The following is a 25,975-nucleotide window of genomic DNA, read 5'->3' as shown; positions in this document are numbered from 1 at the left end:
GATCGAGCTGCTCGCCTGAAAAGTCCGGTGGTGACCTTCTGAATCGCACAAAAGAAAACGCCCCGAACGATGTCAGGGCGTTTGCCGGGTGCCAATACCTACATCAGCGGGTTTTCACACGCTCTGTAAAGGGCCTTCTTTCATTTCTACTCCCAGCCGATCAGCCTGCTGTGAACATTGGACTCAACGCCTGCTGCGCTGCTGGTAGGCAGCGGCCAAGCCGCTCAGGCAGATGATGGCAATACCGACTTTGGCGCTGGCCTCCGGATCATGGCCGAAAATCAGCAGGCCCAGCAGACCAGCGAAGACGATCTGGCAATAGCCGAACGGCGCCAGCAACGCCGGGGCGGCATGGCGAAAGGCCTTGGTCAGCATCAGGTGAGCGAACATGCCGCAAGCGCCCAGCGCCAGCATCAACGGCAAGTGCTGCAACTCCGGCAACTGCCAGAAGAACGGCACCAGGCAACTCATCACCAGGGTATTGAGCAGACCGGTGAAGAAGTTACTGGTGGTGGGCGTGTCGTACTGGCTGAGTATACGCGTCAGCAGTTGATAGGCCGCAAAACAGGTCGCCGAGCAGAGCGGCAGCAGGATCGCCGGTGTGAACAGGTCGCCACCCGGGTGAACGATGATCAGCACCCCACCGAAGCCGACCAGCACAGCCGCCCACTGACTACGACTAACACGCTCATTGAGCAATGGCACCGAGAGTGCCGTGACCATCAGCGGCGCGAGAAAGTTGACCGCCGTGGCCTCGGCCAGCGGGATGTACAGCAGGCCCGTGGTGAAGAACAGGCTGCAGCCCAGTAAACAGATTGCCCGTAGCGCCTGCAGCCCAGGCCGCTTGCTGCGCAACACGCGCAACCCGGACTGCGGCAGGAAGATACCGGCCATCAGCAGCGTGTGCACGACATAACGCGCCCACACCACCATGATCACCGGGTAGATACCGGACAGGTATTTCGACAGCGCGTCATGGCTGGCGAACAGAAAGGTTGCCAGTACTACCAGGGCGATGCCCTTGAGCGGATGGTTGACGCCTGACAGCGAACTCGGGGTACTCATGCGAACTCTCGTGATTCAGCAGACACCATCATACTCGATAGCTGACTAACTATCTGATCAGCCTAACCCCGCTCAACAGCCTTTAGCGGACGCGGTCGACTCCAGTATGGGCTATGGATGGGTGTGTAACCGTGCCAGTAACGCCCGCGCCTTGTCGATAGCCGACTGTGCCCGCTGCTCGGCACTGATGCCCTGCTCCAGCAAATGCCGCGTCGGGATTTCCAGACTCAATGGAACGGAGGCTGGTAGACAGCGCAACAGCCCCGCCAAGTCACAATCGCCATCGCCGGGAAAACGCCGCTCGTTACGCGCCTGACGCAGAATTTCCGCCATATCATCGGGCCGCGGCCCGGCCACGTCGCACAATTGGGCATAGCGCAGGCGTGATGGTTCCACTTGTTGCAGATCCTCCAGACGCGAGGCCGAGCGATCGAAATGAAAGGCGTCGACCAGCACGCAGCCATTGTCACGCCCCGCGCGCTGCATGATGCGCACGGCCTGCTGCAGATTGGCGACATCTGTCCAGGGCATGAACTCCAGGTGAGGATACAGGCCGTACGGTGCTGCCCTGTCGCACAATTCGGCGAAGTTGTCAGTCAGGCGCGCTTCGTCAGGATCGTTGCCAGCCACCAGTACTTCGCTCGCGCCAAATTCGGCGCCGGCTTCGAGCACTGCCTCGAAGTCTCTGCAGCGGGTTTGCGGTTTCAGCCGCAGAATCTCGATATCCAGCACGCGGACACCGGTATCGTGCAGACACTGGAGAGTCTGCTTACGCAGCCCGAGGTCGGCGACCAGAGGAAAGTGATGCTCCTCTTCCGTTGCCGGAATCAGCCTCAGGCCAACATGGCTGTAACCGGTGCGGGCAGCCACCTCGACCATCTCCGGTGGAGATAGCTCGAGGACGGTGAGGCTGGCCAGAGAAATGATGCGTTCGTTGTTGTTCATGACATGCTCTCGGCGGCGAAAGCCGCAATTGATCTGGACGTTGCTCAGATGATCTCGGGCGCGCAGGCACTGGCATCGGCGGCTGCCCGGCAGATGGCTTCATACAGCGCCAACGTGCGTCCGGCATCGGCAGCGCTCACCAATGGCGGCACTTCGCCGCGGGCAACGGCGATGAAATGCGTCAGTTGTTGGCGCAGCGCTTCATCGGCATCAAAAGGCTCGTGCCGCACATGCAGCGGCTCGTGCCAGCCGGCGCCGTGATCCGCGTACGACCAGTGCTTGAGCTGCGGGATACTCAGGGCTCCGCGGGTACCTGCCAGCAGATAGCACGGCTGATCCGGCTGCCGTGGATAAACTGGATTTTCTCCAGCAGTGAGCTCCCAGCTCCAGGGCGCCGCCACCGCATCGGAGCCGGTCAAGCTACCCAGCGCGCCATTGGCGAAACGCAGGATCACCGCGGCGCTGTCTTCATTGGCGAAGCCACGCACCGCGCTGCTGGTGATGGCCTGCACCTGCTCCACTTCACCGCAGAGATGGCGCAGCAGATCGAGATCGTGAATCAGGTTGGTCAGCAGCATTCCCGCGCCGGGCTCGCGGCGCCAGGCGACATCGTAGTAACTGTCCGGCTTTTGCAACTGCCACAGCGCAGTCACCGTGGTCAGGCGCCCCAGGGCACCGTCCTGCAGTAACTGACGGGCCTTGACGATCAGCGGATTGTGGCGTCGATGATGGCCAACCAGCACCGGCACGCTGCTGCGTTCGACTGCCGCCACCAGCTCACGCACTTCGGCCAGGCTCACGCCGACCGGTTTCTCCAGCAATACGGGCAGGCCAGCTTCAATGCAGCGCAAGGCGGTCGGCACATGCGCGGCGTTGGGGTTGGCGACGATCACCGCCTGGGCCAGGCGACTGTCGAGCAGGGTTTGCAGGTCGCTGAAACAGGGTACGTCGAACTCATCCGCCACCTGCGCCGCCTGCGGCCCTGGATCGGCGATGGCGCAGAGTTCTGCCTCGGGCAATTGGCGCAGATGATGAAGATGTTGCCGGCCCATGATTCCGGCGCCGATCAGGGCGATACGCAGTGGCGGCTTCAAAACGCGAGTCCTTTTCTGATTATTGTGGATGAGCCTAGCGCTCACCAAAATAATTTAGAACTCAGTTCCATAATTAATCAACGATAGCCTTGCTAACAGGGCGTTAATCGAACGTTATCGCCGAAACTCAAACGAACAACTCTGACGCCTGGCTGGCTGCAGAGAGCTCACCGGCAACCTCGATCAACAGCGGCGCCAACTCCTCCATCCGCTCGACCGGCATGCGCGCGCTCGGGCCGGCGATGCTGAGCACGCCAATGGCGCCGCCATGTTGGGGATGAGTGATCACCACAGCCAACGCACAGGTGCCGACGGACGATGTTTCCACTACAGATGCATAGCCGCGTGCGCGGGCCTGACGCAGGTAACCCAGCAACTGCTCGTCATCGTGAGGCGCGTTGGGGCCAAACTCGCTGTCTTCGGCGATCTGCTGCCGCGCCACCAGTGCCAACGCTTCGGCGTCCGTCAGGCTGGCCAGCCAGGCATGGCCGGAAGCGGTATAGCGCAACGGCGCATCACGGCCCATGTCCGGGTCGTAGCGCAGGCCAGAGCGAGCGCCCTGGGATTTGGCGATCCAGGTCTGCCGCTCGCCCTCGATCACGCCCAGGCGCACCAGCTCGCCACTTTCCCGCGCAAGCCGGTCGAGGATCGGCTGCACGATATCCGCGCCGCTGCTGACCAGATAGCGAAACCCCAGGGCGACCAGCTTGGTCGACAACCGATAGCGGCTGGTCTGCGCATCCTGGCGCACGTACCCCAGACGAATCAGTTCGGCCAGCATGCGGTGAGTGGCACTCTTGGGAATCTGCAGTTGCTCAGCCAACACCTGCATCGGCACGTCGCCAGCGCCCGCCAGACTTTCCAGCAGGTTCAATGCCCTTTCTATCTGGCTACCGGCCATGAAGCAGTCCCTCGATAAATTTGCGCGATTCTAAAAGACATTCCTGCGCATACGGAACCGTCCTGATTTCCAGACCAGAGCGGCGAGGGTCTGTTCCCGTTCCACACGGCCGCGATGAAACGGGTACAGACCCTAGGCACCATCGACAGGTTCAGGGGGTGACTGCACCACGCAAGACGCGCCATAATCGCGAAGCCATCTTTGTACTAACTGGTTCGTTCTTGTTCGGTTACCGAACGAGAACACCTTTGGCCAATTGAAATAAACAGGATCACCGCACAGTATTCGATCCACGTCAGTGAGGTTTCCGCGCTCAAGCCGGCAACCCCAGAAAAAGCGCAAATGCTGAACCTATAAATATAAAAAGGTCGCCCTCCATGTCACAGCTCAACACTGTGTTTGCCCGTGCACAGCAGATAACCCTCCGGGCCATCCGCACGCTGGCCAACTCGCATTGCGAAGATTGGTCATCGCTCTCTCCCGCCGCGATCAGCCTACTCATGCCTGTTACGCCCTGGCAAGCAGCGCCTGAACGGCAGCCAAGCCATGCCGACACCCGTACCTGATCAAGGTACGCCCCCCAAACGTGGGCAGCATGAACTGCTTCTGGAGTGACCTATGACTACATCGAAAAAAGTACCGGTGGGTGAGCGCACCTTCTGCGTACTGCTGGTGATTTTCAGCATCGCCGTGCTCTATCAGGCCTACCTGATTTCCGGGTTCTCCTCGATCAGCTCGCCGGGCGCCTTCCCACTCGGCGCCAGCACAGTCCTGCTGATAGCGGCGTTGCGCGTGCTCGTCGAGCTGCGCGGCAAATCCACCCACGGAGAAGGCTGGCTGGCTTCAGCGAAACGCTTCAATCACGAACACTTCCCACGCCACATCGTTGTCTTCACCCTGTTTGCGGTGGCCTATCTGGCTGCGATCCAGTGGGCGAGCTTCTACATCAGCACCTTCGTATTCCTGATGCTCTCCATCGTCTACCTGCGGCGCGGCAAGGTGCTCTCGGCACTGTTCGCCACCAGTATCTCGGTGTTGGCCATCTACCTTCTGTTCACCCTGGCGTTCAGCGTCTACCTGCCCTGAGACGAGACTCCCATGAGCGATACCTTTTCTTACCTGCTGTTGGCCTGGATGGATCCCAACCTGCTGATGCTGACGGCGCTCGGTACCTTCGCCGGTATCTACATCGGCGCGATTCCCGGGCTGTCGGTAACCATGGCGGTTTCGATCCTGGTGTCCTTCACCTTTTCCTGGGAGGTCAATCAGGCACTGGCGCTGATCGTCGGTATCTTCATCGGCGGGGTTTATGGCGGAGCACGCAGCGCCATTCTGCTGAACATTCCCGGCGGCCCATCGTCGGTGGCCACGTCGTTCGATGGTTACCCGCTGGCCAAACTCGGTGAGGCCGGACGCGCCATCGGTCTGAGCACCGTGATGTCGGTGATCGGCGGCCTCGTCGGCACTGTGGTACTGGCCTGCGCGGCACCCATCCTTGGCGACCTGGCGCTGAAATTCGCCCCGCGCGACTACTTCCTGATCGCCGCCATCGGCCTGATGCTGGTTGGCAGTCTGGCCGACGGCAGCCTGGCCAAAGGCATTTTCGCGGTTGCCTTGGGCGCAATCATCGGCATGGTTGGCATGGATCCCGTCACCGCCGAAGGGCGCTTCACCATGGGTCAGATGGAGCTGATGGGCGGTATCCACTATGTAGTAGTGATGATCGGTCTGTTCGGCGTGGCCGAGGCCTTGTTCCAGTTGCACAACCTCAATACGGCGGTAGTGAAACAGAAGGTCGACAAGATCATTCCGTCCCTGGCGATGGTGATCAAGTTCCTGCCGCTATCGCTGCGTACCTCGATCATCGGTGTACTGGTCGGCGTACTGCCGGGTGTCGGTGGCGAAATCGCCGCCCTGCTGGCCTACGACCACGCCAAGCGCACGGTGAAAAACCCGACCCGTCCCTTCGGCGAAGGCGCCTATGAGGGCCTGGTAGCACCGGAAACAGCCAACAGTGCCGCGGTAGGCAGTGCCTACGTACCGATGCTGACGCTGGGCATGCCGGGCGATGCGGTCACCGCGGTGATCATCGGCGCACTGGTCATTCACGGTCTCAACCCCGGCCCGATGCTGATGGTGGAAAACCCGCACATCTTCTGGTTCACCGTCGGCAACCTGGCACTGGCCAACATCTTCCTGCTGATCTTCGGCCTGATGGGCATCAAGCTGTTCGCCAAAGTCGTGGAACTGCCCAAGGCCGTGCTGATTCCGCTGATTCTGGTGCTCTGCACCGTTGGTTCCTACTCGCTGAACAGCAGCATGACCGAGGTGTACTGGATGCTCGGCTTCGGCCTGCTCGGCTATTTCCTCAAGGCCTTCGGCTTCCAGATGGGGCCGATCATCCTCGGCGTCATCCTCGGCCCGCTGATGGACAGCTCTTACCGTCAGGCCATGGCTTCGGTCGGCGACAACCCTGTCGAACTGCTCGGCGAAATGGTCAGCAGCCCGCTGTCACTGATTCTCACCAGCGCCCTGGTGCTGGTACTACTGAGTAATACACCGCTGTTCGGCTGGCTCAAGCGCAAACGCAAGGCCGCCTCCGCTCAACCTTGATACACCGCGTCACGCATGCTCCGGAAACGGATATATAAAAACAACCAATGGAGAGTCTCCAACATGCTCAAGCAATTATTTACCGGCGTCGCATTTTCCCTCAGTGCCCTGACGCTCGCCCTGCCCGCCCACGCCGAGTACCCGGAGCGCAGCATTCAGGCGGTCATTCCCTGGGGCGCTGGCGGCGCCACCGATAACGTGATGCGCAGCCTGGCCCCCTATGTAGAGAAAGAGCTGGGCACCAAGCTGATCCTCAACAACCGTCCTGGTGGCACCGCGGTGATCGGCAGCAGCTACGTGCTGCAGCAGAAACCCACCGGCTACACCCTGCTGCTGGGCGCCGAGAACCCGCAGCTGTACCCGGTACTGGGCCTGGCCAAGTTCGACTACAGCGACTTCTATCCGGTCAACATCATCGGCCAGAACGTCGTGGTGATCGCCGCCAACACCGACAGCCCCTTCAACTCCATGGCCGACCTGCTGGCCGCGGCGAAGGAAAAGCCGGACACCCTGCGCATGGGTTCCACCGGCGCCGGCGGCCTGCCGAGCACCGTCCACGCCATGGTCAACGCCGTGGGCGAGCTGAAGGTGCGCGAAGTGACCTTCGGTGGCGACGGCCCTGGCATCACCGCACTGATGGGCAAGCACATCGACTTCATGCCGCTGAGCCTGGCTGCAGCGCAAGAGCTGGTGCGCTCCGGCAAACTCAAGGCCCTGGCCGTGCTGGCCGCCGAAGAGGTGCCGGAACTGCCTGGTGTCGAGCCTATCACCAAGGCCCTGCCGGAAATCGCCGAGTACCTGCCATGGGGCCCGTTCTGGGGCGCATTCGTGCACAAGGACACCCCGGATGACATCAAGCAGAAGCTGGTCGATGCCTATGGCAAAGCCGTGGCCAATGAAGAGTTTCAGGGCTTTCTGAAAAACTACGGTGCACAGAGCCTGAACCTCAACGGCGCCCAAGCCGAGGAGTTCCTCAAGCGCTGGCAGTCGGTTACCGCCTGGTCGATGTACAAGGCCAAGGCCATCGAAATCTCGCCGGATAGCGTCGGTATCGAGCAACCCTAAGATAGAACGACCGGCGGGCCGATACGCCCGCCGGTTCATGACCACAAGCGTTACCAGCAAACATCTGTGCGTTTATCGAACATTAAGCCTTTGATCGAATTGAATCGCGCTACACCGAGCCGCACCATTGCCGAGCGTCGAATCGAAGCATGCGGTCATCCAACAGGGAACCGCCGCTAACAATCAAAATAAGAAAGGAACACTGCGATGATGTCGAAGCTTCTCAAGGCTTTCCTGGCAGTCGGTGTTGCTTGCGCGTTCAATGCGCAGGCCCAGACCGAAGAATCAGTCGTCACTCTCAAGATTCATCACTTTCTCCCCGCACATTCGGTGACCCAGGCTGATTTTCTGAAGCCCTGGGCAGAACGGGTGACCGCTGAATCCAACGGCCGCATCCAGTTCCAGTTCTACCCTTCCATGCAACTGGGCGGCACGCCCCCACAACTGATAGACCAGGCTCGAGACGGCGTCGCTGATATCGTCTGGACGCTGCCCGGCTATACCAGCGGCCGCTTCCCGCTGGCCTCGGCCTTCGAGTTGCCGTTCATGAGCCGCTCTTCCGAAGCCAGCAGCCAGGCCATGTGGGATTTCCTCCAGGCTCACGGGCAGAAGGAGTTCGCAGGTGTGCACCTGCTGGCTACCCACCTGACCGATGGCGCGCTGCTGCATACGGCGAAGAAACCGATCCGCACCCTCGCCGATTTCCGCGGTTTGAAGCTGCGCTCGGCCAACCGCGTATCCACCAAGCTGATCTCCATGCTCGGCGCCACTCCGGTGGCCATGCCAGTACCGCAAGTGCCGGAGTCGTTGTCCAAGGGCGTGGTCGATGGCGCGGTACTGCCCTGGGACGTGGTGCCGGCGCTGAAGCTGCACGAGCTGGTCAAGTATCACACCGAGATGGCGCCCGGCCAGCCGGCGCTGATGCACACCGCCCTCGTCCTGGCGATGAACCCGGCCAAGTATGCCAGCCTGCCCGATGACCTGCGCCAGATCATCGACAACAACAGCGGCCGTGAACTGTCGCGCCAGGCCGGCCATATCTGGGACACCAATGTGGTCGAGACCGGCCACAAGCTGGCCGAATCGCGTGGTAATGAAATCTACGTATTGCCAGCCGAGGAGCAGACCAAATGGGTCGAGATCGGCAGCAAGCTGGACAAGGACTGGATCAAGGAAGTCGAGGGTAAGGGCAACGAAAACGGCGCGGCGCTGCTGCAAGAAGTTCGTCAACTGGTCGAGACCTACAACGGCCAACTGACACGTTAAGCGCGAAACCCTCGTTGCTACGGCCGGCCGCAAAGTCCGGCTCTCACGGAGTTCCAGCATGATCGAGATCCCTGTTCCGCCAGGGCAAGCCCACCGTACCCGGCCGTTCGGTCGCCTGCTCGACGTGCTGGCGCGCTGGCTGGCACTGGCCGGCGGCCTGGTACTGGTTTCCATCACCCTGCTGTCGGCCTACAGCATCACCATGCGCAGCCTGTTCGACGCCCCCCTACTGGGCGATGTGGAACTGGTGCAGATGGGCTGCGGCATTGCCGTGGTCAGTTTCCTGCCGCTGTGCCAGTTGCGTCGTGGCAATGTCATAGTCGACGCCTTCACCTTGAAAGCCTCGCTAGCCGTACGCCGCTACCTCGATACGCTGGGCTGTCTGCTGATGGCAGCCTGCGCCGCCCTGCTGGCCTGGCGCTCGCTGATCGGCACGTTCGACACATACAGCAACGGTGAAGAGTCGATCATCATGGGGCTGCCCATGTGGTGGTCGATGACCCCATTCGCACCCGCATTCATCCTACTCGCCATCGTTTCGCTGTATACCGCCTGGCTGGATTTCCACGGCGCTGGAGATCAGTCATGAGCAGTGTCGCACTGGGTGGGATTTTTCTGTTTTTTCTGCTGATCCTGCTGGCCATTCGCATTCCGATCGCCATCGCCATGATGCTCACGGGCATCGCCGGCTATGTATCGATCGGCGGCTGGGATCCATTACTCAATTACCTGAAGACAGTCGCTTATGCGCGCTACACCGTCTACGATCTGTCGGTGATTCCGCTGTTTCTGTTGATGGGCCAGTTCGCCTCCCGTGGTGGCCTGGCCACGGGCCTGTTCCGCGCGGCGGCCACCATGGTCGGCCACTGGCGCGGCGGTCTGGCGATTTCCGCCATCGGCTCCTGTGCGGCGTTCGGCGCAGTATGCGGCTCGTCCATCGCCACTGCCGCCACCATGGGTCAGGTGGCCCTGCCGGAGCTGCGTCGCTACAAGTACTCCAACTCGCTGGCCGTTGGCTGCCTGGCTGCCGGCGGCACCCTGGGCATCCTGATTCCGCCCTCGGTGGTACTGGTGATCTACGCCATCCTCGCCCAGCAGAACATCTCCACACTGTTCATGGCAGCCTTCGTGCCCGGCATCCTCGCCGTCATCGGCTACATGATCACCATTGCCATCTACGTACGACTGTTCCCCGAGTCGGGGCCGGCGCAAGAGCGGGTCGGCTGGAAGCAGCGGCTGGTAGCGCAGAAGGGCGTGTGGCCAGTGCTGATGATCTTCATGGTGGTGCTCGGTGGCATCTACGGTGGCTGGTTCACCCCCACCGAGGCAGCTGCCATCGGCACTGTGGGCACCGGTTTTTTCGCCTTCACCCTCGGAAAAATGCGACTCGCCGAATTCAAGGAAGTACTGCTGGGTACAGCGATCACCACGGCGATGATCTTCATGATCTTGCTCGGTGCCGACATCATGAACGCTTTTCTGGCCATCTCGCAGCTACCGAACGCTATTGCTTCCGCCATCAGCGAGGCTGGGCTGCCGCCGTTCCTGGTGCTGGCCGGCATTCTCATCCTGTACCTGATCCTCGGCTGCGTGATGGACACCATGTCGATGATCCTGCTGACCATCCCGATCTTCTTCCCGATCATCATGGGTCTGGATTTCTACGGCCTCGACGATACGGAAAAGGCCATATGGTTCGGCATTCTGGCGCTGATGGTGGTGGAGATCGGCATGATCACCCCCCCGGTCGGCATGAACGTCTACGTGATCGCCAGCATGGCCCGCGACATCCCCATGCGCGACGCCTTCATGGGCATCGTGCCGTTCCTGATCTCGGACATCGTGCGTGTGGTGATCCTGGTGCTATTCCCATCGATAACCCTGTGCCTGGTGCGCTGGCTGACCTGACGAGGACTCGCGATACAACCAGGCGGATGCCGCCAAACCCCGAATAACTGCCACCACTCTCCCCGACGCAAAAGCCTATCCGCCACTGCTCAGGGGAGCTTTCAACCTTGAGAAAGGAAACAACAACAATGAGAAAGTCCCTGTACCTCGCGCCCAGCGCAATTGCCGTTGCCGTCATGGCCTCCAGCCTGTCCGTCGGCGCCCAGGCCGAAGGCTTCGTCGAAGACGCCAAGGTCTCGCTGAACCTGCGCAACTACTACTTCAACCGCAACTACCTCAACGGCACCGACCCGCTAGTCAACGGTGAACGTCAGGGCCAGGCCGAAGGCTGGACACAGAGCTTCATCCTCGACGCGCGCTCCGGCTTCACCGCGGGCACCGTCGGCTTCGGCCTCGACGTGCTGGGCATGTACAGCGTGAAGCTGGACGGCAACCGCGGCGCGGCCAACACCCAGCTGCTGCCGATCCACGGCGATGGCCAGGCTGCCGACGACTTCGGCCGTACCGCCGTCGCCGCCAAGGCCAAACTGTCGAAGACCGAGCTGAAGGTCGGTGAGTGGTTCGCCGTGCTGCCGATCCTGCGTGCGGACGACGGTCGCTCGCTGCCGCAAACCTTCCAGGGCGCGCAGATCACCTCCAACGAGATCGACGGCCTGAGCCTGTACGGCGGTCAGTTCTGGAAAAACAGCCAGCGTCACGATGCCAGTCGCGAAGACATGTCGTTCAACGGTGTCGAGGGTGACGACTTCAACTTCGCTGGCGGTGAGTACCGCTTCAACGGCAACAACACCATGGTCGGTGTGTGGCATGCCCGTCTGGAAGACGTCTACAAGCAGAGCTACGTGCAACTGACCCACAACCAGCCGGTCGGTGACTGGGTGCTGGGTGCCAACCTGGGTTACGTCAACGGCAAGGAAGAAGGCGCAGCCAAGGCCGGCAACCTGGACAACAAGGTCTACCAGGGTGCTTTCACCGCCAAGAAGGACAACAACACCTTCATGGTGGCCTACCAGAAGCTGAGCGGCGATACCAAGTTCCTGCGTATCGACGGCGCCAGCGGCGGCACCCTGGTCAACGACGGTTTCACCAACAGCTATGACGCGATCAACGAGCGCTCCTGGCAGGTTCGTCACGACTACAACTTCGCCGGCCTCGGCATCCCGGGCCTGACCCTGATGAACCGCTACGTCAGTGGCGACAAAATCCATGCCGGTGGCCGTACTGACGCCGAAGAGTGGGGCCGCGAATCCGAACTGGCCTACACCATCCAGGAAGGCACGCTGAAGAGCCTCAGCATCCGCTGGCGCAACTCCGACGTGCGTCGCGACGTGGGCCAGGATCTGCACGAGAACCGTCTGATCATCAACTACCCGCTGTCGATCCTGTAAACGTAAAACGTACATCGCATCGCTTTACTCCAGTGTCATGGCATATTTGGCCCGTCCTCGTGACGGGCTTTTTTATGCATACGCATGGCACCGGCAAGCTGCCAGCGAAAGCAACAGGCGCACGAAAACACTGCCGCAGCAGTCAAGCCAGGCACGGAGAAGAAATCGAAGGAAGGAAGACGACCAGAACAGGTCTTGAATATGGAGGCAACCCTACCAGCCACACCCCGGCACACAATGTTCCCGCTGTGGCTGCTTCCTTCCGGATCTGACCAGGTTCACGGGTAATCGTTGCGGGGGGACCGGCAGGGCCACCATAACGCAGCTCACCTTGCAGTGAGCCGGCGCCATTGTACCGGCTTGCGCTGAACTTACAACTGCTTCAAGCACTTAGCGTTTTCTCAGGCCTATACGCGGAAACGTCCAACCAGTTGCGCAAGGCCACTGGACAGCTCGGACAGGCGCTGGCTAGCCATGGTACTTTGTTGTGAGGTATGTGCAGCCTCGTTGGACAATTCGCGGATATCGCTGATGTTACGGGCGATTTCCTCGGTGACGCTGCTCTGTTCCTCACAGGCAGTGGCGATCTGCGCGGCCATGTCGTTGATGCGCAGCAGCGACTCGCTGGTGTCACTCAGGGCCTGATCGACCCCCGCCGCCTGTTCCACACTGTCACGCGCACGCTGGCTACCGGAATGAGTGGCCTTGACGGCATTCTGCACACCGCCCTGCAAGCGCAGGATCATTTCCTGGATGTCCTTGGTCGACTCCTGGGTACGTGCAGCCAATGCCCTCACCTCATCGGCGACCACCGCAAAACCACGGCCCTGCTCACCGGCACGCGCCGCCTCGATGGCTGCGTTCAGTGCCAGCAGGTTGGTCTGCTCGGCGATGCCACGAATTACCGATAGCACTTCGCCGATCTTGCCCGCTTCCTGCTCGAGCGCCTGGATGGTGTCCGAGGCAGTTTCCACTTCCTGCGCCAGTTGCCGGATCGAATGAATGGTCGCGCCCACCACCTGAGCGCCCTCTCGAGACTGCGCCTCGGCGCTGCGCACGGCGTCCGCGGCCCCCTGCGCGCTGCGCGCCACCTCATGCACCGCCGCACTCATCTCAGTGGCCGCGGTACTGACCTGATCGACCGCGGCATGCTCACTGTTGATCAGACGGTCATTGGCGGCAGCCATGCTGGCCAGGCTCTGCGCTGAATCGGCAACCTCCCCCGTGACCCGGCCAACCTCCTTGATCAGGGGCTGCAATTTGTCGAGGAAACGGTTGAAAGCCTGGCTCAGGCGACCCAACTCGTCGCGTGACGTCACGTCGAGGCGCACCCGCAGGTCACCGTCGCCGTCGGCGATCTGCTCGATACGATTGAGCAGCTTGTGCAGCGGCCGGGTGATGAGCCCGGGGAAGCTGATCACCAGCAACAGGCAGACCAGCAGACCGCAGGCAACCAGGGTGCCCTGTTGCCAGGCCAGCCGCTCGCCATGCGCGATGGCGGCGACACCCAGATGATTGGACGCCTGGTCTTCCAGCTCTCCCAGCTTGTCGATCACCCCGCGCATCGCATCGAATTGCACCTCGCTATCGCCAAAGCTGAGTTGAGAGGCGGCCACCGGATCCGTAGCGGCCAGTTGGAGAACCCGGTCAGCTGTTGCCTTCCAGGTGGCGAAACTGCGCTCGAACTCGGCGACCAGGCGCAACGCCTCATCACCCGGCTGCATCTGTGCATAGGCCTTTACCCGGTCGGAAGCCTGCTTGACGTTCTCCGCCTGCATCGCCCTGAGCTCGGCATCATGGGCCTGGGCCTCCTCATCCAACAGACTGCGTTCGGCCACCAGCGCCTGATAGAGATCGCGATCGGCGTTGAGCAGCAGGCTTATCGCGGGCAGGTAGCGGTTGGTCAGGCGTGTGGTCGAGTCGGCCACCTGAGCGATCCCCCACATGCCCAGCGCGCTCATCAGCACCAGCAGCAGGGCCAGAAAGACGATGGGAAGAGCAATCTTCGAACGGAACCCAAGATCAGCGAACAGACGCAACATAGGAAGCTCCCCAGCACAGCAGCAATTATTCTTGTTAGGTTCAGCAGGCCCGCAACAACAGCGGCCCCACAAACGGATCAATAGCCCATCGTTTCCAGCAGCATAGCTGCGATTGGCCGACCCCGGCGGCAAAACGCCACCCTGCGCCTGGAATCCTCGCCCGTTGCACGAAAACCATGTTAGCCAACCCGAGAATAGCGCTGAAAAGACGCCGCAGCATTGCAAGAAACTGCGCCAGATAGCCGCAATTGAGCACTGGGCCGGGAATTTACCGCTGCCCAATGGGTCACAATGTGGCCCTGGGTTGCCGGCATCCGTTGGCACGACCACCCAGCCAAGCGCAATCCTGCGCGGGCACCACCAATGCCACACTTTCATATCCTCCAAGGAGCTACAGCATGGCCATAACCAAAGACCAACTGATCGGTGACATCGCAGAAGCCATCGACACGCCGAAGACCACCGTGCGTTCGGCCCTTGATCAACTCAGCGAAATCGTTACCGAGGCGCTGGAAAATAGCGGCGAGATCACGCTTCCTGGTATTGGCAAACTGAAAGTCAGCGAGCGTCCTGCCCGCACCGGCCGTAACCCGCAGACTGGTAAAGCCATCGAAATCGCGGCCAAGAAGGTGGTGAAATTCGTACCGGCCAAGGCCCTGACCGACGCGGTCAACTGATCTGTCGGCGGGGCGCCACATGGCGCCCCGCTTCCTCCTCGCAACACGCCCCCTCTCGATCAGACTGAACCCCCGTCGACCTGTCGCCTCAAACGACGACATCCGTCTACCACAGGTTCGCCATGCCCGCAGACCGCGAACTCACCTTTCGTGCACTGTTTTCAGGTGTGCTGCTCGGCGCCTTGCTGACGCCTTCGAACATCTATTCCGGCCTGAAGATCGGCTGGTCGTTCAACATGTCGATCATCGCCCTGCTGGTCAGTTACGGCATCTGGCAGAGTCTGCTGCGCTGGCGCCTGGGCACGGCCTGGAGCATGCGCGAGAGCAATATCAACCAAACCACCGCCTCGGCTGCCGCCTCGATCATCTCCGGCGGTCTGGTAGCACCGATTCCGGCCTATACCCTGCTGACCGGACAGCAGTTACCGACCCTGCCACTGGTAGCCTGGGTATTCTCGGTGAGTTTTCTGGGTATCTGGGTGGCCTGGTACCTGCGCCGCAGCATGGTCGAGGACACGCGCCTGCACTTCCCCGAAGCGGTCGCCACCCTGGAGACCATGCAGCAGGTCTACAACCATGGCCGTGACGCACTGCTGCGGCTCTACGTTCTGGGTGCTGCCGCCTTGCTCGGCGGCTTGATCAAGTGGGCTGACACCTTTGTGCTGGCGCTACCGCGCTGGTCGCCCTCGGCGAGCCTGGAGCGGCTGACGTTCAACCTGGATCCCTCACCGCTGCTGATCGGTTTTGGCGGCATCATCGGCATCCGCGTCGGGCTCTCTCTGCTGCTCGGCGCCTTGATCGCCTGGGGTGGTCTGGCACCCTGGCTGCTGAGTAGCGGCCTGGTACCGCTGGCTGAAGGTGCCAGCGGCCCGCAGTTCGGCGTGCTGGTGGAGTGGCTGCTGTGGCCCGGCGTAACCCTGCTGGTGTGTGCGACGCTGACCTCTCTGGCCGTTCGCTACCAGGCCAGCCGACGCCTGGCGAAAACCGCTGTCGGCAGTGCCTGGCAGACACCGGCAAAACTGCCACTGGCCATGCTCGCACTGGCCTCGCTGCTGGTGGTTATCCTGCAGGTACTGTTGTTCGATATCGATCCGCTGATGGCACTGCTCAGCGTGCCGTTAGCCGTGGTACTCGCCTGCATGGCGGCGCGGGTGGTCGGCGCCACCGGCATCCCGCCGATTGGCGCCACGGGCCAGTTGTCGCAGCTGACCTTCGGTCTGATCGCTCCCGGGCAGATCGGCGTCAACCTGATGGCCGCCAATACCGCCGGAGGCGCTGCCGGACAATGCACGGATCTGCTCAATGACTTCCGGGTTGGCCACGCCATCGGTGCCAAGCCTTACAACCAACTGATCGCGCAATGCCTGGGCATCCTCATCGGCAGCATCGTGGGTGTGCTGGTCTATCAGATTCTGATTCCCGACCCTCAGGCCATGCTGATCACCGAGCAATGGCCCGCTCCGGCCGTCGCCACCTGGAAGGCCGTCGCCGAAGTACTCGGCTATGGTCTTGACTCGATCGACAGCAGTATTCGCTGGGCCATGTTGATCGGCGGCTTGTGCGGCCTGGTGTTTGGCGTGCTGGAAGCCCGCCTGCCCGTGCAGTCGACCTTCGCGCGCCTGCTGCCCAGCTCGGCGGCATTCGGCCTGGCCTTTATCATTCCTGCCTCGATCTCGCTGATGATGGCCCTGGGCGCCCTGCTCGCCTGGGTGATTCAGTCACGCTGGAGGAGCCTGGGCGAACGCTTCACCATCGCCGCAGCGGCAGGGCTGGTAGCAGGAGAAAGCATCGTCGGTGTCGGCGCTTCGTTCTGGATGATGTTTGCGGGTGGCTGAAAGTCCGTAGAAGCCCGCTTGCGGGCGATCAATTCGCACCATTGGCCATCGCCCGCAAGCGGGCGCCTACAAAAGCGATTCACCGCTATTTCATTCTTACTCGGTGCTGATGCCGTAATCGGCCAACCGGGCGATGAACGTCTGCTCATCCAGCACGGGAATATTCAACTCGGTGGCCTTGGCCAGTTTTGAGCCGGCGCCGGGGCCTGCGACCACGCAGGTGGTTTTCGCCGACACCGAACCTGCAACCTTGGCGCCCAGGGTTTCCAGCTTGCCCTTGGCGATATCGCGACTCATCACTTCCAAGCTGCCGGTGAGTACCCAGGTCTGGCCGGTCAGCGGCAGGCCTTCGGCCACTTTCTTCTCGCTCTCCCAGTGCATGCCGAAGTCACGCAACTGAGCCTCGATGGCCCGCGCACGGTCAGCGTTTTCCGCCTTGGCGAAAAACTCGCGCACCGATTGTTTGGCCTTCTCGTTCAGCCCCTTCATCGCACTGAGATCGAGCCAGTCAGCGGCGATCACACCCTCGAGACTCTTGAAGCGCTCGGCCAGGTTCTTTGCGCCGGTTACGGCAACGAAGGGAATGTTCAGCTTGTCGAGCAACCCACCCAGCGTCGTGCTGGCAGCGAACTCGGCGGACAACTCGCCTTGATCCTGCAGTTCCAGCCCGCGCTCCAGCAGGTGCTGTATCACGGTCTGGTTGTGCTCGTCCTCGAAGAAGCTGTGAATCTCGTGGGCGACTTCCAGGCCGACATCCGGCAGGTAGGTCAGCACTTCGGGCAACGCCTGGGTGACGCGCTCCAGAGAGCCCAGGGAGCGGGCCAGCACCTTGGCCGTTTCTTCACCGACATCAGGAATACCGAGCGCGTAGATGAAACGCGCAAGGGTCGGACGCTTGCTGTCGGTGATGGCCTTTAACAACTTGCGACTGGATACCTCGGCGAAACCTTCGAGCCCGACAATATTATCGAACTCAAGGATATAGAGATCGGCTGGCGACCTGACCAGACCTTCATCGACCAGTTGCTCGACACTCTTCTCACCCAGCCCTTCGATGTCCATGGCTCGACGCGAGACGAAATGGATGATCGCCTGCTTGAGCTGAGCCGCGCAGGCCAGACGGCCGACACAGCGATATACCGCGCCCTCGCTGACGGTTTCGCGGCCCTTGCTGCGCTTGATCAATTGGGTGCGCTCGACGGCGGAACCGCACACCGGGCACTGCTGCGGTACCGCTACCGGGCGGGCATCGGCCGGACGGCGGTCGGTCACCACCTGCATCACCTGCGGAATCACGTCACCCGCGCGGCGGATGATCACGGTGTCGCCGATCATCACGCCCAGCCGGGCGACTTCGTCCATGTTGTGCAGGGTCGCGTTGGAAACCGTCACACCCGCCACCTTGACCGGCTTGAGGCGCGCCACGGGCGTCACCGCACCGGTGCGACCGACCTGGAATTCCACATCGAGCAGTTCGGTCAGCTCTTCCATGGCGGGGAACTTGTGGGCGATGGCCCAATGCGGCGTCCGAGCACGGAAGCCCAGCTGCTGCTGGTCTTCGATATTGTTGACCTTGAACACCACGCCGTCGATGTCGTAAGGCAGACCCATGCGCCGTTCGCCGATATCCCGGTAGTATGCCAGACAGTCTTCGATGCCCTTGGCCAGCCTCAACTCGTGACTGATGGGAATGCCCCAGGTTTTCAGGCGTTCGAGCATGCCGACCTGAGTAGTCGCCGGCTCGGCGCTGTGCTGGCCGAGGCCATAGCAACAGAACTCCAGCGGGCGGCTGGCGGTGATCTTCGAGTCCAGCTGGCGCAGGCTGCCTGCTGCGGCGTTGCGCGGGTTGGCGAAGGTCTTGCCGCCACTCTCGGCCTGGCTGGCATTGAGTCGCTCGAAGCCGGCGCGGGACATGAACACTTCACCGCGCACTTCCAGCACATCCGGCCAGCCGCTGCCCTGCAACTTGAGCGGCACATTGCGGATGGTGCGCACGTTGACGCTGATGTCCTCACCGGTGGTGCCATCGCCACGGGTGGCCCCCCGCACCAGCTTGCCATCGCGGTACAACAGGCTTACCGCCAGACCGTCGAGCTTGGGCTCGCAACTGTATTCGACCTCGGCGCCACCGCCAAACAGATCACCGCTCCGCACGCCCAGACCGCTCTGCACACTGCGGTCGAAGGCACGCAGATCCTCTTCCTCGAAGGCATTGCCGAGGCTGAGCATAGGCACTTCGTGGCGCACCTCACCGAAGGCGCTGAGCGCCTCGCCGCCCACCCGCTGGGTCGGTGAATCCGGTGTCACCAGTTCCGGGTGTTCAGTTTCGAGTGCCTGCAGCTCGCGGAACATACGGTCGTATTCGGCGTCCGGCACGCTCGGCTCGTCGAGCACGTAATAACGGTAGTTGTGCACATCCAGTTCGGTGCGCAGTTCGAGGATGCGTTGGGCGGAATCTTTCATGCAGTAGTTCTCGACAAGGTACGGCGGCAGCGCAGAAATGAAAAACCCCAAGCCAAGCGCGTGGCTTGTAGCTTGGGGCTTGCAGCTAACAGCTGCCGTTTAGCGTTTTTGCGTCAACAGTCGACGTTCATATTCGACGATGCGCTGGCGGTAATGTTCGATGGTTTGTGCGGTGAGCACGCTGCGCTGGTCGTCCTTCAGCTCACCATTGAGTTCGTGAGCCAGTTTGCGCGCCGCGGCGACCATCACATCGAAGGCCTGCTTGGGGTGACGCGGGCCTGGCAGACCGAGGAAGAAGCTCACGGCACGTGTGCTGAAACCCTCGATATCGTCCAGATCGAACGTACCGGGCTTCAGTGCGTTGGCCATGGAGAACAGCACTTCGCCGTTGCCGGCCATGCTCTCGTGACGATGGAAGATATCCATCTCGCCGAAACGCAGGCCGCTTTCCAGAATGTTCTGCAGCAGTGCCGGGCCCTTGAAGCCTTGCTCATCGCGGGCGATGACGTTGATCACCAACACTTCGTCGACCGGCGCCTGATCCTTGCTCACCGTTTTGGCGGACAGGCTGTCACGGCCGCTGTCGTCGTCTTCGACGGGTGTCAGCAACGTCGGCACCGGCTCGTCGGTCTCCAGATCGAGGTCACCCTGGCGCGGCTCGCCGCGGCGGCGGCTGTTGACGTCCCGTGCGCTCAGCGACGGCAGATCGTCCTCGTCCAGCGATGGCTCATGGTTGCGCTCGATCACCCGTGGCGGGCTGAGCACGTCGGGATCCCCTTCGTCATCCGGCAGATTCGACACGCTGCGATCCAGCCGGAACTTGAGCTTGCCCTTGCCACCGCGCATTCGCCGCCACCCGTCGAAGAGGATGCCGGCGATGACGATGATACCGATGATGATCAGCCACTCGCGTAGACCGAATTCCATGAAATGTCCTGACCCCTAAAGCAAAAATTGATTAAAAAAGGCGTCCTGGCCCGTATCGATGACCTTGAAACGTGGCGCCAACTCCATGTTCTGAATGGCGTTTTCCCACGTGCAACAAAAGTGGGCGTTAAGCTAGCACGACGAAAGACAACTTTACACCGGCAAAACACTGTAAAACCGCCGCTCCCGGCAGTTTTTACGCAACAGAATCTGTGTAACCACGCATCAGCTGTCCACCATCGCCAAGGCTTCCTCGACATCCACCGCCACCAGTCGCGAACAACCGGGCTCGTGCATGGTCACCCCCATCAGTTGATCGGCCATTTCCATGGCGATCTTGTTGTGGGTGATGTAGATGAACTGCACAGTCGCCGACATCTCCTTGACCAGCCGCGCGTACCGTCCGACGTTGGCATCATCCAGTGGCGCATCCACCTCGTCGAGCATGCAGAACGGCGCCGGATTGAGCTGGAAGATGGAAAACACCAGCGCCAACGCCGTCAATGCCTTCTCGCCGCCGGACAGCAAATGGATGGTGCTGTTCTTCTTGCCCGGCGGACGCGCCATGATGGTCACCCCGGTATCGAGTAGATCTTCGCCGGTGAGTTCCAAATATGCGCTGCCGCCGCCGAAAACTTTCGGGAAAAGCGCCTGTAGACCGCCGTTGATCTGGTCGAAGGTTTCCTTGAAGCGGTTGCGGGTTTCCCGGTCGATCTTGCGGATGACGTTTTCCAGGGTCTCCAGCGCTTCGACCAGGTCGGCGTCCTGGGCATCCAGGTAGCGCTTGCGCTCGGACTGCTGCTGATACTCCTCGATGGCCGCCAGGTTGATCGCACCAAGGCGCTGGATCCGTGCCGCCATCTGCTCAAGCGTCTGCTCCCAGGCGTTCTCGCTGGCCCCTTCGGGCAGCGTGGCGAGCACACCGTGCAGGTCGTAGCCATCTTCCTGCAACTGATCCTGCAAGGCCTTGCGGCGCACGTTCAGCGATTGCCACTCCAGACGCTGCTGCTCCAGTTGGCCACGCAGCAATTGCGCTTGCTGCTCGGCCTGGGTACGACGCTTCTCGGCATCGCGCAGTTCGCGGTCGGCATCTTCCAGGGCCAGCCGCGCCAGGCGCAGCTCTTCCTCGACGCCCATACGCCGCTCGAGCAATTCCTCGAGTTTCAGGCGCAACTCTTCCAGCGGTGCAGCGCCCTCTTCCAGGTTCAGATCGAGCTGCTCGCGTTTTTCATGCAGGCGCTCGGACTGCAGTTCGAGACGCTCCAGGGCCTGTCGCGTGGAGTCGTGCTGGGCGCGCAGCGAGCCCAGGCGAACGGCTAGCTGGTGGGCGTGATCCTTGTGTTGCCGCGCGTCCTGCCGTACCCGATCGAGCCGCTCGCGCAAGGCGTCACGGCTGGCCAGCAGGCTTTCGCGCTGCTCGTTGTCGAGGGCCATGCTGTCCAGCGCATCTTGCAGGTGCAGCCGGGACTCGCCGAGTTGCTCGTGCTCCAGTTCGCGCTGTTCGCCAAGTTCCTGCTGCTCGGCCTCGATGCGTTGGCGACGTAGCAGCAGTTGCTCTGCCTTGGCTTGACCGGCGGACAGTTGGGCTTTCAGCTCGCCGAGGCGACGCACCTGATCCTGCAACTGACGGCGCTGCTGCTCACGCAATTCTTCTTCATGGCGCTGACGCTCGCGCAGTGCCTGCAGGCGCTCGTCGAGCTGCGCCAGTGCAGCCTCGCGTTCCTCACGCTCCAGGCCCAGGCTTTCCAGCTCCTGGCCGCGGGCGAGCACGCCACTCTGCGCCTCGCTGGCACGGCGTACGCGCAGAAAGTGCCTGCCTACCCAGTAGCCATCGCGGCTGACCAGGCTTTCGCCAGGCGCCAGCCCCGCGCGCTCGGCCAATGCCTGATCGAGGCTCTCGACAGGCCGCACACCGCCCAGCCAGGGCGTCAGGTCGATCGGTGATTCGATCTTGTCCAGCAGGCTGCCGACAATCCGCTCACTATCGTTGCCGGCCGATACCAGACGCAACTCGCCCTGATCCAGAGAGGAGAAATCCAGGCCATTGAAATCATCCTGCAGAACGGCCTGCAGGTCGGCGCCGAGTACGGTTTCCACCGCCAGCTCCCAGCCCGCTTCCACACGCAGGCCTTCAGCCAGGCGTGGGCGTTTGTCCAGACCGTGTTCACGCAGCCACTGCGCCGTGCCTTTGCCGGGATCCAGCGCAGCCTGCTGCAAAGCTTCCAGCGACGCCAGGCGGCCATTCAGACGCTGCAGTTCACCCTGGGCCTGCTGCTGGGCCTGCCCCGCCTGCTGGAGGTCTTCGCGTAGCTGTTGCAGACGCTCGGCCTGTTCGGCTTCCTGCTCCTGCAGCTGTTCCAGATCCAGTTCACCGACAGCGATCTGCTCGCCCAACTCGATGATCGCGGCGTCTTCCGGGTTCGCGGCCAACTGTTGCAGTTCGTCGGCCAGGCGGCGCTGGCGCTCGCTGAGGCGTTCCAGGCTGAGCTCCAACTGCTGGAGGCGCGACTGCTGCACTTCCGCCTGGCGACGCGGTTCGGCGCTGCGCTGGTTGAAGCTGTCCCACTGTTCCTGCCAGCCGTGCATGCCGGTTTCGGCTTCTTCCAGGGCAGCAGCGGACTCTTCGGCAGCGGCAGCGGTGAGTTCCTGCTCCGGTTCGAGCATGGCCAGCTCTTCGCCCAGGGTCGCCAGCAAAGTGCGGTCATGGCCCAGGTGCGACTCGGTCTCCAGGCGCGCGCGTTCGGCCTCACGCAGGTCGTCCTGCAACTGGCGCAGGCGCTGCTGACCGTGCTGGATACTCTGTTCGACACGGGCGATATCGCCACCCACCGAATAGAAGCGCCCCTGCACCAGGTTGAAACGCTCGGACAACTCGTGGTGGCCATCGCGCAGGCGCTCGATGCTGGCATCGGCATTGCGCTGCTCGGCCACCAGCGCCTCGAAACCGATTTCCTGGTTGCCGATCACCGCTTCGCGCTGGCCGACCTGCTCGTTCAGCGCCTGCCAGCGCAGAGCGGTCAGTTGTGCCTTGAGCTGACGCTCCTCGGCTTTGTATTCCTGATATTTCTCGGCGGCCTGGGCCTGTCGGTGCAGGCGCTCGAGCTGGCGCTCCAGTTCATCACGCAGGTCGGCCAGGCGCGCGAGGTTTTCCTGGGTGCGGCGGATGCGGCTTTCGGTTTCGCGGCGGCGCTCCTTGTACTTGGAGATGCCGGCCGCCTCTTCGATAAAATTGCGCAGTTCCTCGGGTTTGGCTTCGATCAGCTTGCTGATCATGCCCTGCTCGATGATCGAGTAGCTGCGTGGCCCCAGGCCGGTACCGAGGAAGATATCGGTGATGTCGCGACGGCGGCACTTCACGCCGTTGAGGAAATAGGTGTTCTGGCTGTCGCGGGTCACCCGGCGGCGAATGGAGATTTCCGCGAAAGCCGCATACTCGCCGGTCAGGGTGTTGTCGGAATTGTCGAAGATCAGCTCGATGCTGGCCTGGGTCACCGGTTTGCGGGTGTTGGAGCCGTTGAAGATGACGTCGGTCATCGACTCGCCGCGCAGGTTCTTCGCCGAGCTCTCGCCCATCACCCAGCGCACGGCATCGATGATGTTGGATTTGCCGCAGCCGTTGGGCCCGACCACCGCCGCCATGTTGCTCGGGAAATTCACCGTGGTGGGGTCGACGAAGGACTTGAAGCCCGCCAGCTTGATGGATTTCAGCCGCATGCTGCGAGACTCGCCAGAGCTGCGCGTGGAAACACGTCAACACAGTGAGGGGTCTGAACAGCAGGATGCGTCATGGTTTTCCTTAAGGCGCTAGGTCCTGTGGAGCGGTCGGCGATGGCGGAGCGCTCTGGCCAGGCGCATGACGCGACTCCGTACCGGCCAGAACAGCGCGCGAGTGTAGCACAGCAGGCACTGGCGACAGCCAGCCCGACCGCGCATTCAGGGGCTCTCGAGTGCTTCGGTGTATCCCGACGCGGCATGATGAGAAACTATCGCTCATCCAAACCGCATTCCGTACGAGGCACCTCCATGTCCAACTCCGCCCACGCCTATCGCGGCGCCATCCTGCACAGCCTGGCCGATCCGGCCGAAGTCGGTATCGAGGCGTCCTACGCCTATTTCGAGGACGGCATTCTGCTGGTGGAAGACGGCAAGGTGCGCGAGGTTGGTCATGCCGCGGATCTGCTGCCGCGCCTGTCCGGCGTTGCCCTGACCCACTACGAAAACGCGCTGATCACGCCCGGGTTCATCGACACCCATATCCACTACCCGCAAACCGACATGATCGGCGCCTACGGCGAGCAACTGCTCGACTGGCTGAACACCTACACCTTTCCCACGGAAATGCGCTTCGCCGACAAGGCCCACGCCAGCGAAGTGGCGGATGTCTTCCTCAAGGAACTGCTGCGCAACGGCACCACCACCGCGCTGGTGTTCGGCAGTGTGCACAAGGAATCGGTAGACGCCTTCTTCGAGGCCGCCCGCACGCTGAACCTGCGCATGATCGCCGGCAAGGTGCTGATGGATCGCAATGCGCCCGAGGCCCTGACCGATACCGTCGAGTCCGGCTACGCCGACAGCCGTGAACTGATCGAGCGCTGGCACGGCAAGGGCCGCCTGCATTACGCGGTGACGCCACGCTTCGCCCCGACCAGCACGCCGGCGCAACTGGCCATGGCCGGGCGACTGTTGCAGGAATACCCGGATCTGTATCTGCACACTCACCTCTCGGAGAATCGCCAGGAGATCGAGTGGGTCAAGGAACTGTTTCCGGAAAACAGCGGCTACCTGGATGTCTACGACAAGCACCAACTGACCGGCCCACGCTCGGTATTCGCCCACTCGGTGCATCTTTGCGATACGGAATGCGAGCGCCTGGCGGAAAGCGGTTCGGCGGTCGCCTTCTGCCCGACCTCCAACCTGTTTCTCGGCAGCGGCCTGTTCGATCTGCGGCGCATGGAACAGCATAAGGTGCGGGTCGGCCTGGGCACCGACATCGGTGCCGGCACCAGTTTCTCGCAGTTGCGCTCGCTGAGCGAGGCATACAAGATCATGCAATTGCAGGGGCAGAAGCTCGACCCGTTCAAATCGCTGTACCTGGCCACCCTGGGCAGCGCACGGGCGCTGTATCTGGACGAGCGCATCGGCAACTTCGCAGCAGGCAAGGAAGCGGATTTCGTGGTGCTCGACTATCGGGCCACGCCGCTGATCGACTACCGCCTGCAGCAGAGCGGCAACCTGGCCGAACGGCTATTCGCCCTGATTACTCTGGGCGACGACCGGGTGATCAAGGAAACCTTCGCTGCCGGGCAGAGCGTGCACCGCCGCGATAGCTGATGGCGGAGCCTGCACCATCGAGTCCTGAGTATCGCGGGCATGCAGGAACTCCCTCTCCATGGCTTCGATCACATCGCCGGCAAGCCGGCTCCTACACGGTGCCGGCGATCCTGCGCAGATGCCAGATGGATCACCCGATCATTACGTGATCCGGGCCCCTTCCGATGGCTAAGCGCCGATCACCGATACCGGATGCGTGGTTCAACCGGGCCAATACCGGCTTGTTCGGGGCTGCCACAAGTGCATCGTTGCTGAGTCGTCATGCACTCATCGCTGCAGCTCGCAGACTGGTTTGCCAGGAATGGCGGGCATAAAAAAGGATGCCCTGACAGACTGTGTGAAAACCTAGCAGTCTGAAGGCGAGTTGAAGACAATGCCTCTATCGGTTGATAGGGGCATTGTCGTTTATGGGCTATATCCAGGGCGAAGGTCGCGAGCAAAGCAGCCTGTTTCCG

The 25,975-nt window shown here is 61.9% G+C and carries 18 protein-coding genes and 1 other RNA gene; 10 read left to right on the top strand and 9 right to left on the bottom strand.

Annotated features, from left to right (window positions below; genetic code table 11):
* Positions 1-183: 183 nt before the first annotated feature.
* The 4 genes from DNK06_RS24370 to DNK06_RS24355 all read right to left on the bottom strand — a co-directional run bounded on the left by DNK06_RS24370 (position 184) and on the right by DNK06_RS24355 (position 4,005).
* Positions 184-1,065 (bottom strand): DMT family transporter, encoded by an 882-nt coding sequence (locus tag DNK06_RS24370; protein ID WP_131182547.1) that lies wholly within the window; start codon positions 1,063-1,065, stop codon positions 184-186.
* A 111-nt stretch (positions 1,066-1,176) separates the two neighbouring features.
* Positions 1,177-2,010 carry a sugar phosphate isomerase/epimerase family protein gene (locus tag DNK06_RS24365; RefSeq protein ID WP_131182546.1) on the bottom strand — a complete coding sequence of 278 codons (834 nt, stop codon included), beginning with the start codon at positions 2,008-2,010 and terminating at the stop codon, positions 1,177-1,179.
* 44 nt (positions 2,011-2,054) lie between these two features.
* On the bottom strand, positions 2,055-3,104 hold the full coding sequence (locus tag DNK06_RS24360; RefSeq protein WP_131182545.1) for a Gfo/Idh/MocA family protein: 1,050 nt from the start codon (positions 3,102-3,104) through the stop codon (positions 2,055-2,057).
* Positions 3,105-3,231: 127 nt separating this feature from the next.
* Positions 3,232-4,005: an IclR family transcriptional regulator gene (locus DNK06_RS24355; protein ID WP_131182544.1), complete on the bottom strand. Its 774-nt coding sequence runs from the start codon at positions 4,003-4,005 to the stop codon at positions 3,232-3,234.
* A gap of 618 nt (positions 4,006-4,623) precedes the next feature.
* Here DNK06_RS24355 and DNK06_RS24350 point away from each other — a divergent pair.
* The 7 genes from DNK06_RS24350 to DNK06_RS24320 all read left to right on the top strand — a co-directional run bounded on the left by DNK06_RS24350 (position 4,624) and on the right by DNK06_RS24320 (position 12,245).
* Complete coding sequence (locus DNK06_RS24350; protein ID WP_131182543.1) at positions 4,624-5,091, top strand: tripartite tricarboxylate transporter TctB family protein; 468 nt, start codon at positions 4,624-4,626, stop codon at positions 5,089-5,091.
* Positions 5,092-5,103: 12 nt separating this feature from the next.
* Entirely contained in the window at positions 5,104-6,618 is a 1,515-nt protein-coding gene (locus DNK06_RS24345; protein ID WP_131182542.1) for a tripartite tricarboxylate transporter permease, read from the top strand.
* Between the two features lie 63 nt (positions 6,619-6,681).
* A complete protein-coding gene (locus DNK06_RS24340) occupies positions 6,682-7,683 on the top strand; it encodes a tripartite tricarboxylate transporter substrate binding protein (RefSeq protein WP_131182541.1) in 1,002 nt (333 codons plus the stop codon).
* A 207-nt stretch (positions 7,684-7,890) separates the two neighbouring features.
* Positions 7,891-8,949: a TRAP transporter substrate-binding protein gene (locus tag DNK06_RS24335; RefSeq protein WP_242674770.1), complete on the top strand. Its 1,059-nt coding sequence runs from the start codon at positions 7,891-7,893 to the stop codon at positions 8,947-8,949.
* 58 nt (positions 8,950-9,007) lie between these two features.
* A complete protein-coding gene (locus DNK06_RS24330; protein ID WP_131182540.1) occupies positions 9,008-9,538 on the top strand; it encodes a TRAP transporter small permease in 531 nt (176 codons plus the stop codon).
* Positions 9,535-10,857, top strand: coding sequence for a TRAP transporter large permease (locus DNK06_RS24325; RefSeq protein WP_131182539.1), 1,323 nt, complete (start codon positions 9,535-9,537; stop codon positions 10,855-10,857). The genes DNK06_RS24330 and DNK06_RS24325 overlap by 4 nt, the downstream gene beginning before the upstream one ends.
* A 128-nt stretch (positions 10,858-10,985) precedes the next feature.
* The gene (locus DNK06_RS24320; RefSeq protein ID WP_131182538.1) at positions 10,986-12,245 is read left to right on the top strand and encodes an OprD family porin; all 1,260 of its coding nucleotides are present in this window, start codon (positions 10,986-10,988) and stop codon (positions 12,243-12,245) included.
* Positions 12,246-12,456: 211 nt separating this feature from the next.
* On the opposite strand, the gene ffs is transcribed toward DNK06_RS24320, so the two are convergent.
* Positions 12,457-12,553: signal recognition particle sRNA small type (ffs, locus tag DNK06_RS24315), an RNA gene on the bottom strand.
* Between the two features lie 99 nt (positions 12,554-12,652).
* Complete coding sequence (locus tag DNK06_RS24310) at positions 12,653-14,287, bottom strand: methyl-accepting chemotaxis protein (protein WP_131182537.1); 1,635 nt, start codon at positions 14,285-14,287, stop codon at positions 12,653-12,655.
* Between the two features lie 281 nt (positions 14,288-14,568).
* Between DNK06_RS24310 and DNK06_RS24305 the strand changes: the two genes are divergently transcribed.
* Entirely contained in the window at positions 14,569-14,964 is a 396-nt protein-coding gene (locus DNK06_RS24305) for an HU family DNA-binding protein (RefSeq protein WP_278248846.1), read from the top strand.
* Positions 14,965-15,086: 122 nt separating this feature from the next.
* Positions 15,087-16,799 (top strand): OPT/YSL family transporter, encoded by a 1,713-nt coding sequence (locus DNK06_RS24300; protein ID WP_131182535.1) that lies wholly within the window; start codon positions 15,087-15,089, stop codon positions 16,797-16,799.
* Positions 16,800-16,895: 96 nt separating this feature from the next.
* Here the strand turns inward: DNK06_RS24300 and ligA are convergent, their stop codons facing one another.
* The 3 genes from ligA to smc all read right to left on the bottom strand — a co-directional run bounded on the left by ligA (position 16,896) and on the right by smc (position 23,903).
* Positions 16,896-19,262: an NAD-dependent DNA ligase LigA gene (gene ligA, locus DNK06_RS24295; protein ID WP_131182534.1), complete on the bottom strand. Its 2,367-nt coding sequence runs from the start codon at positions 19,260-19,262 to the stop codon at positions 16,896-16,898.
* Between the two features lie 99 nt (positions 19,263-19,361).
* Complete coding sequence (zipA, locus tag DNK06_RS24290; protein ID WP_131182533.1) at positions 19,362-20,189, bottom strand: cell division protein ZipA; 828 nt, start codon at positions 20,187-20,189, stop codon at positions 19,362-19,364.
* 225 nt (positions 20,190-20,414) lie between these two features.
* The gene (smc, locus tag DNK06_RS24285) at positions 20,415-23,903 is read right to left on the bottom strand and encodes a chromosome segregation protein SMC (protein WP_131182532.1); all 3,489 of its coding nucleotides are present in this window, start codon (positions 23,901-23,903) and stop codon (positions 20,415-20,417) included.
* 309 nt (positions 23,904-24,212) lie between these two features.
* Between smc and guaD the strand changes: the two genes are divergently transcribed.
* Positions 24,213-25,520 (top strand): guanine deaminase, encoded by a 1,308-nt coding sequence (gene guaD / locus DNK06_RS24280; protein WP_131182531.1) that lies wholly within the window; start codon positions 24,213-24,215, stop codon positions 25,518-25,520.
* Positions 25,521-25,975 lie beyond the last annotated feature (455 nt).

Source organism: Phytopseudomonas daroniae (assembly GCF_004327285.1).
In the GTDB taxonomy this organism is placed as follows: domain Bacteria; phylum Pseudomonadota; class Gammaproteobacteria; order Pseudomonadales; family Pseudomonadaceae; genus Aquipseudomonas; species Aquipseudomonas daroniae.
The sequence above is the reverse complement of the archived record's forward strand: the minus strand, read 5'-3'. Positions and strand labels throughout refer to the sequence as shown.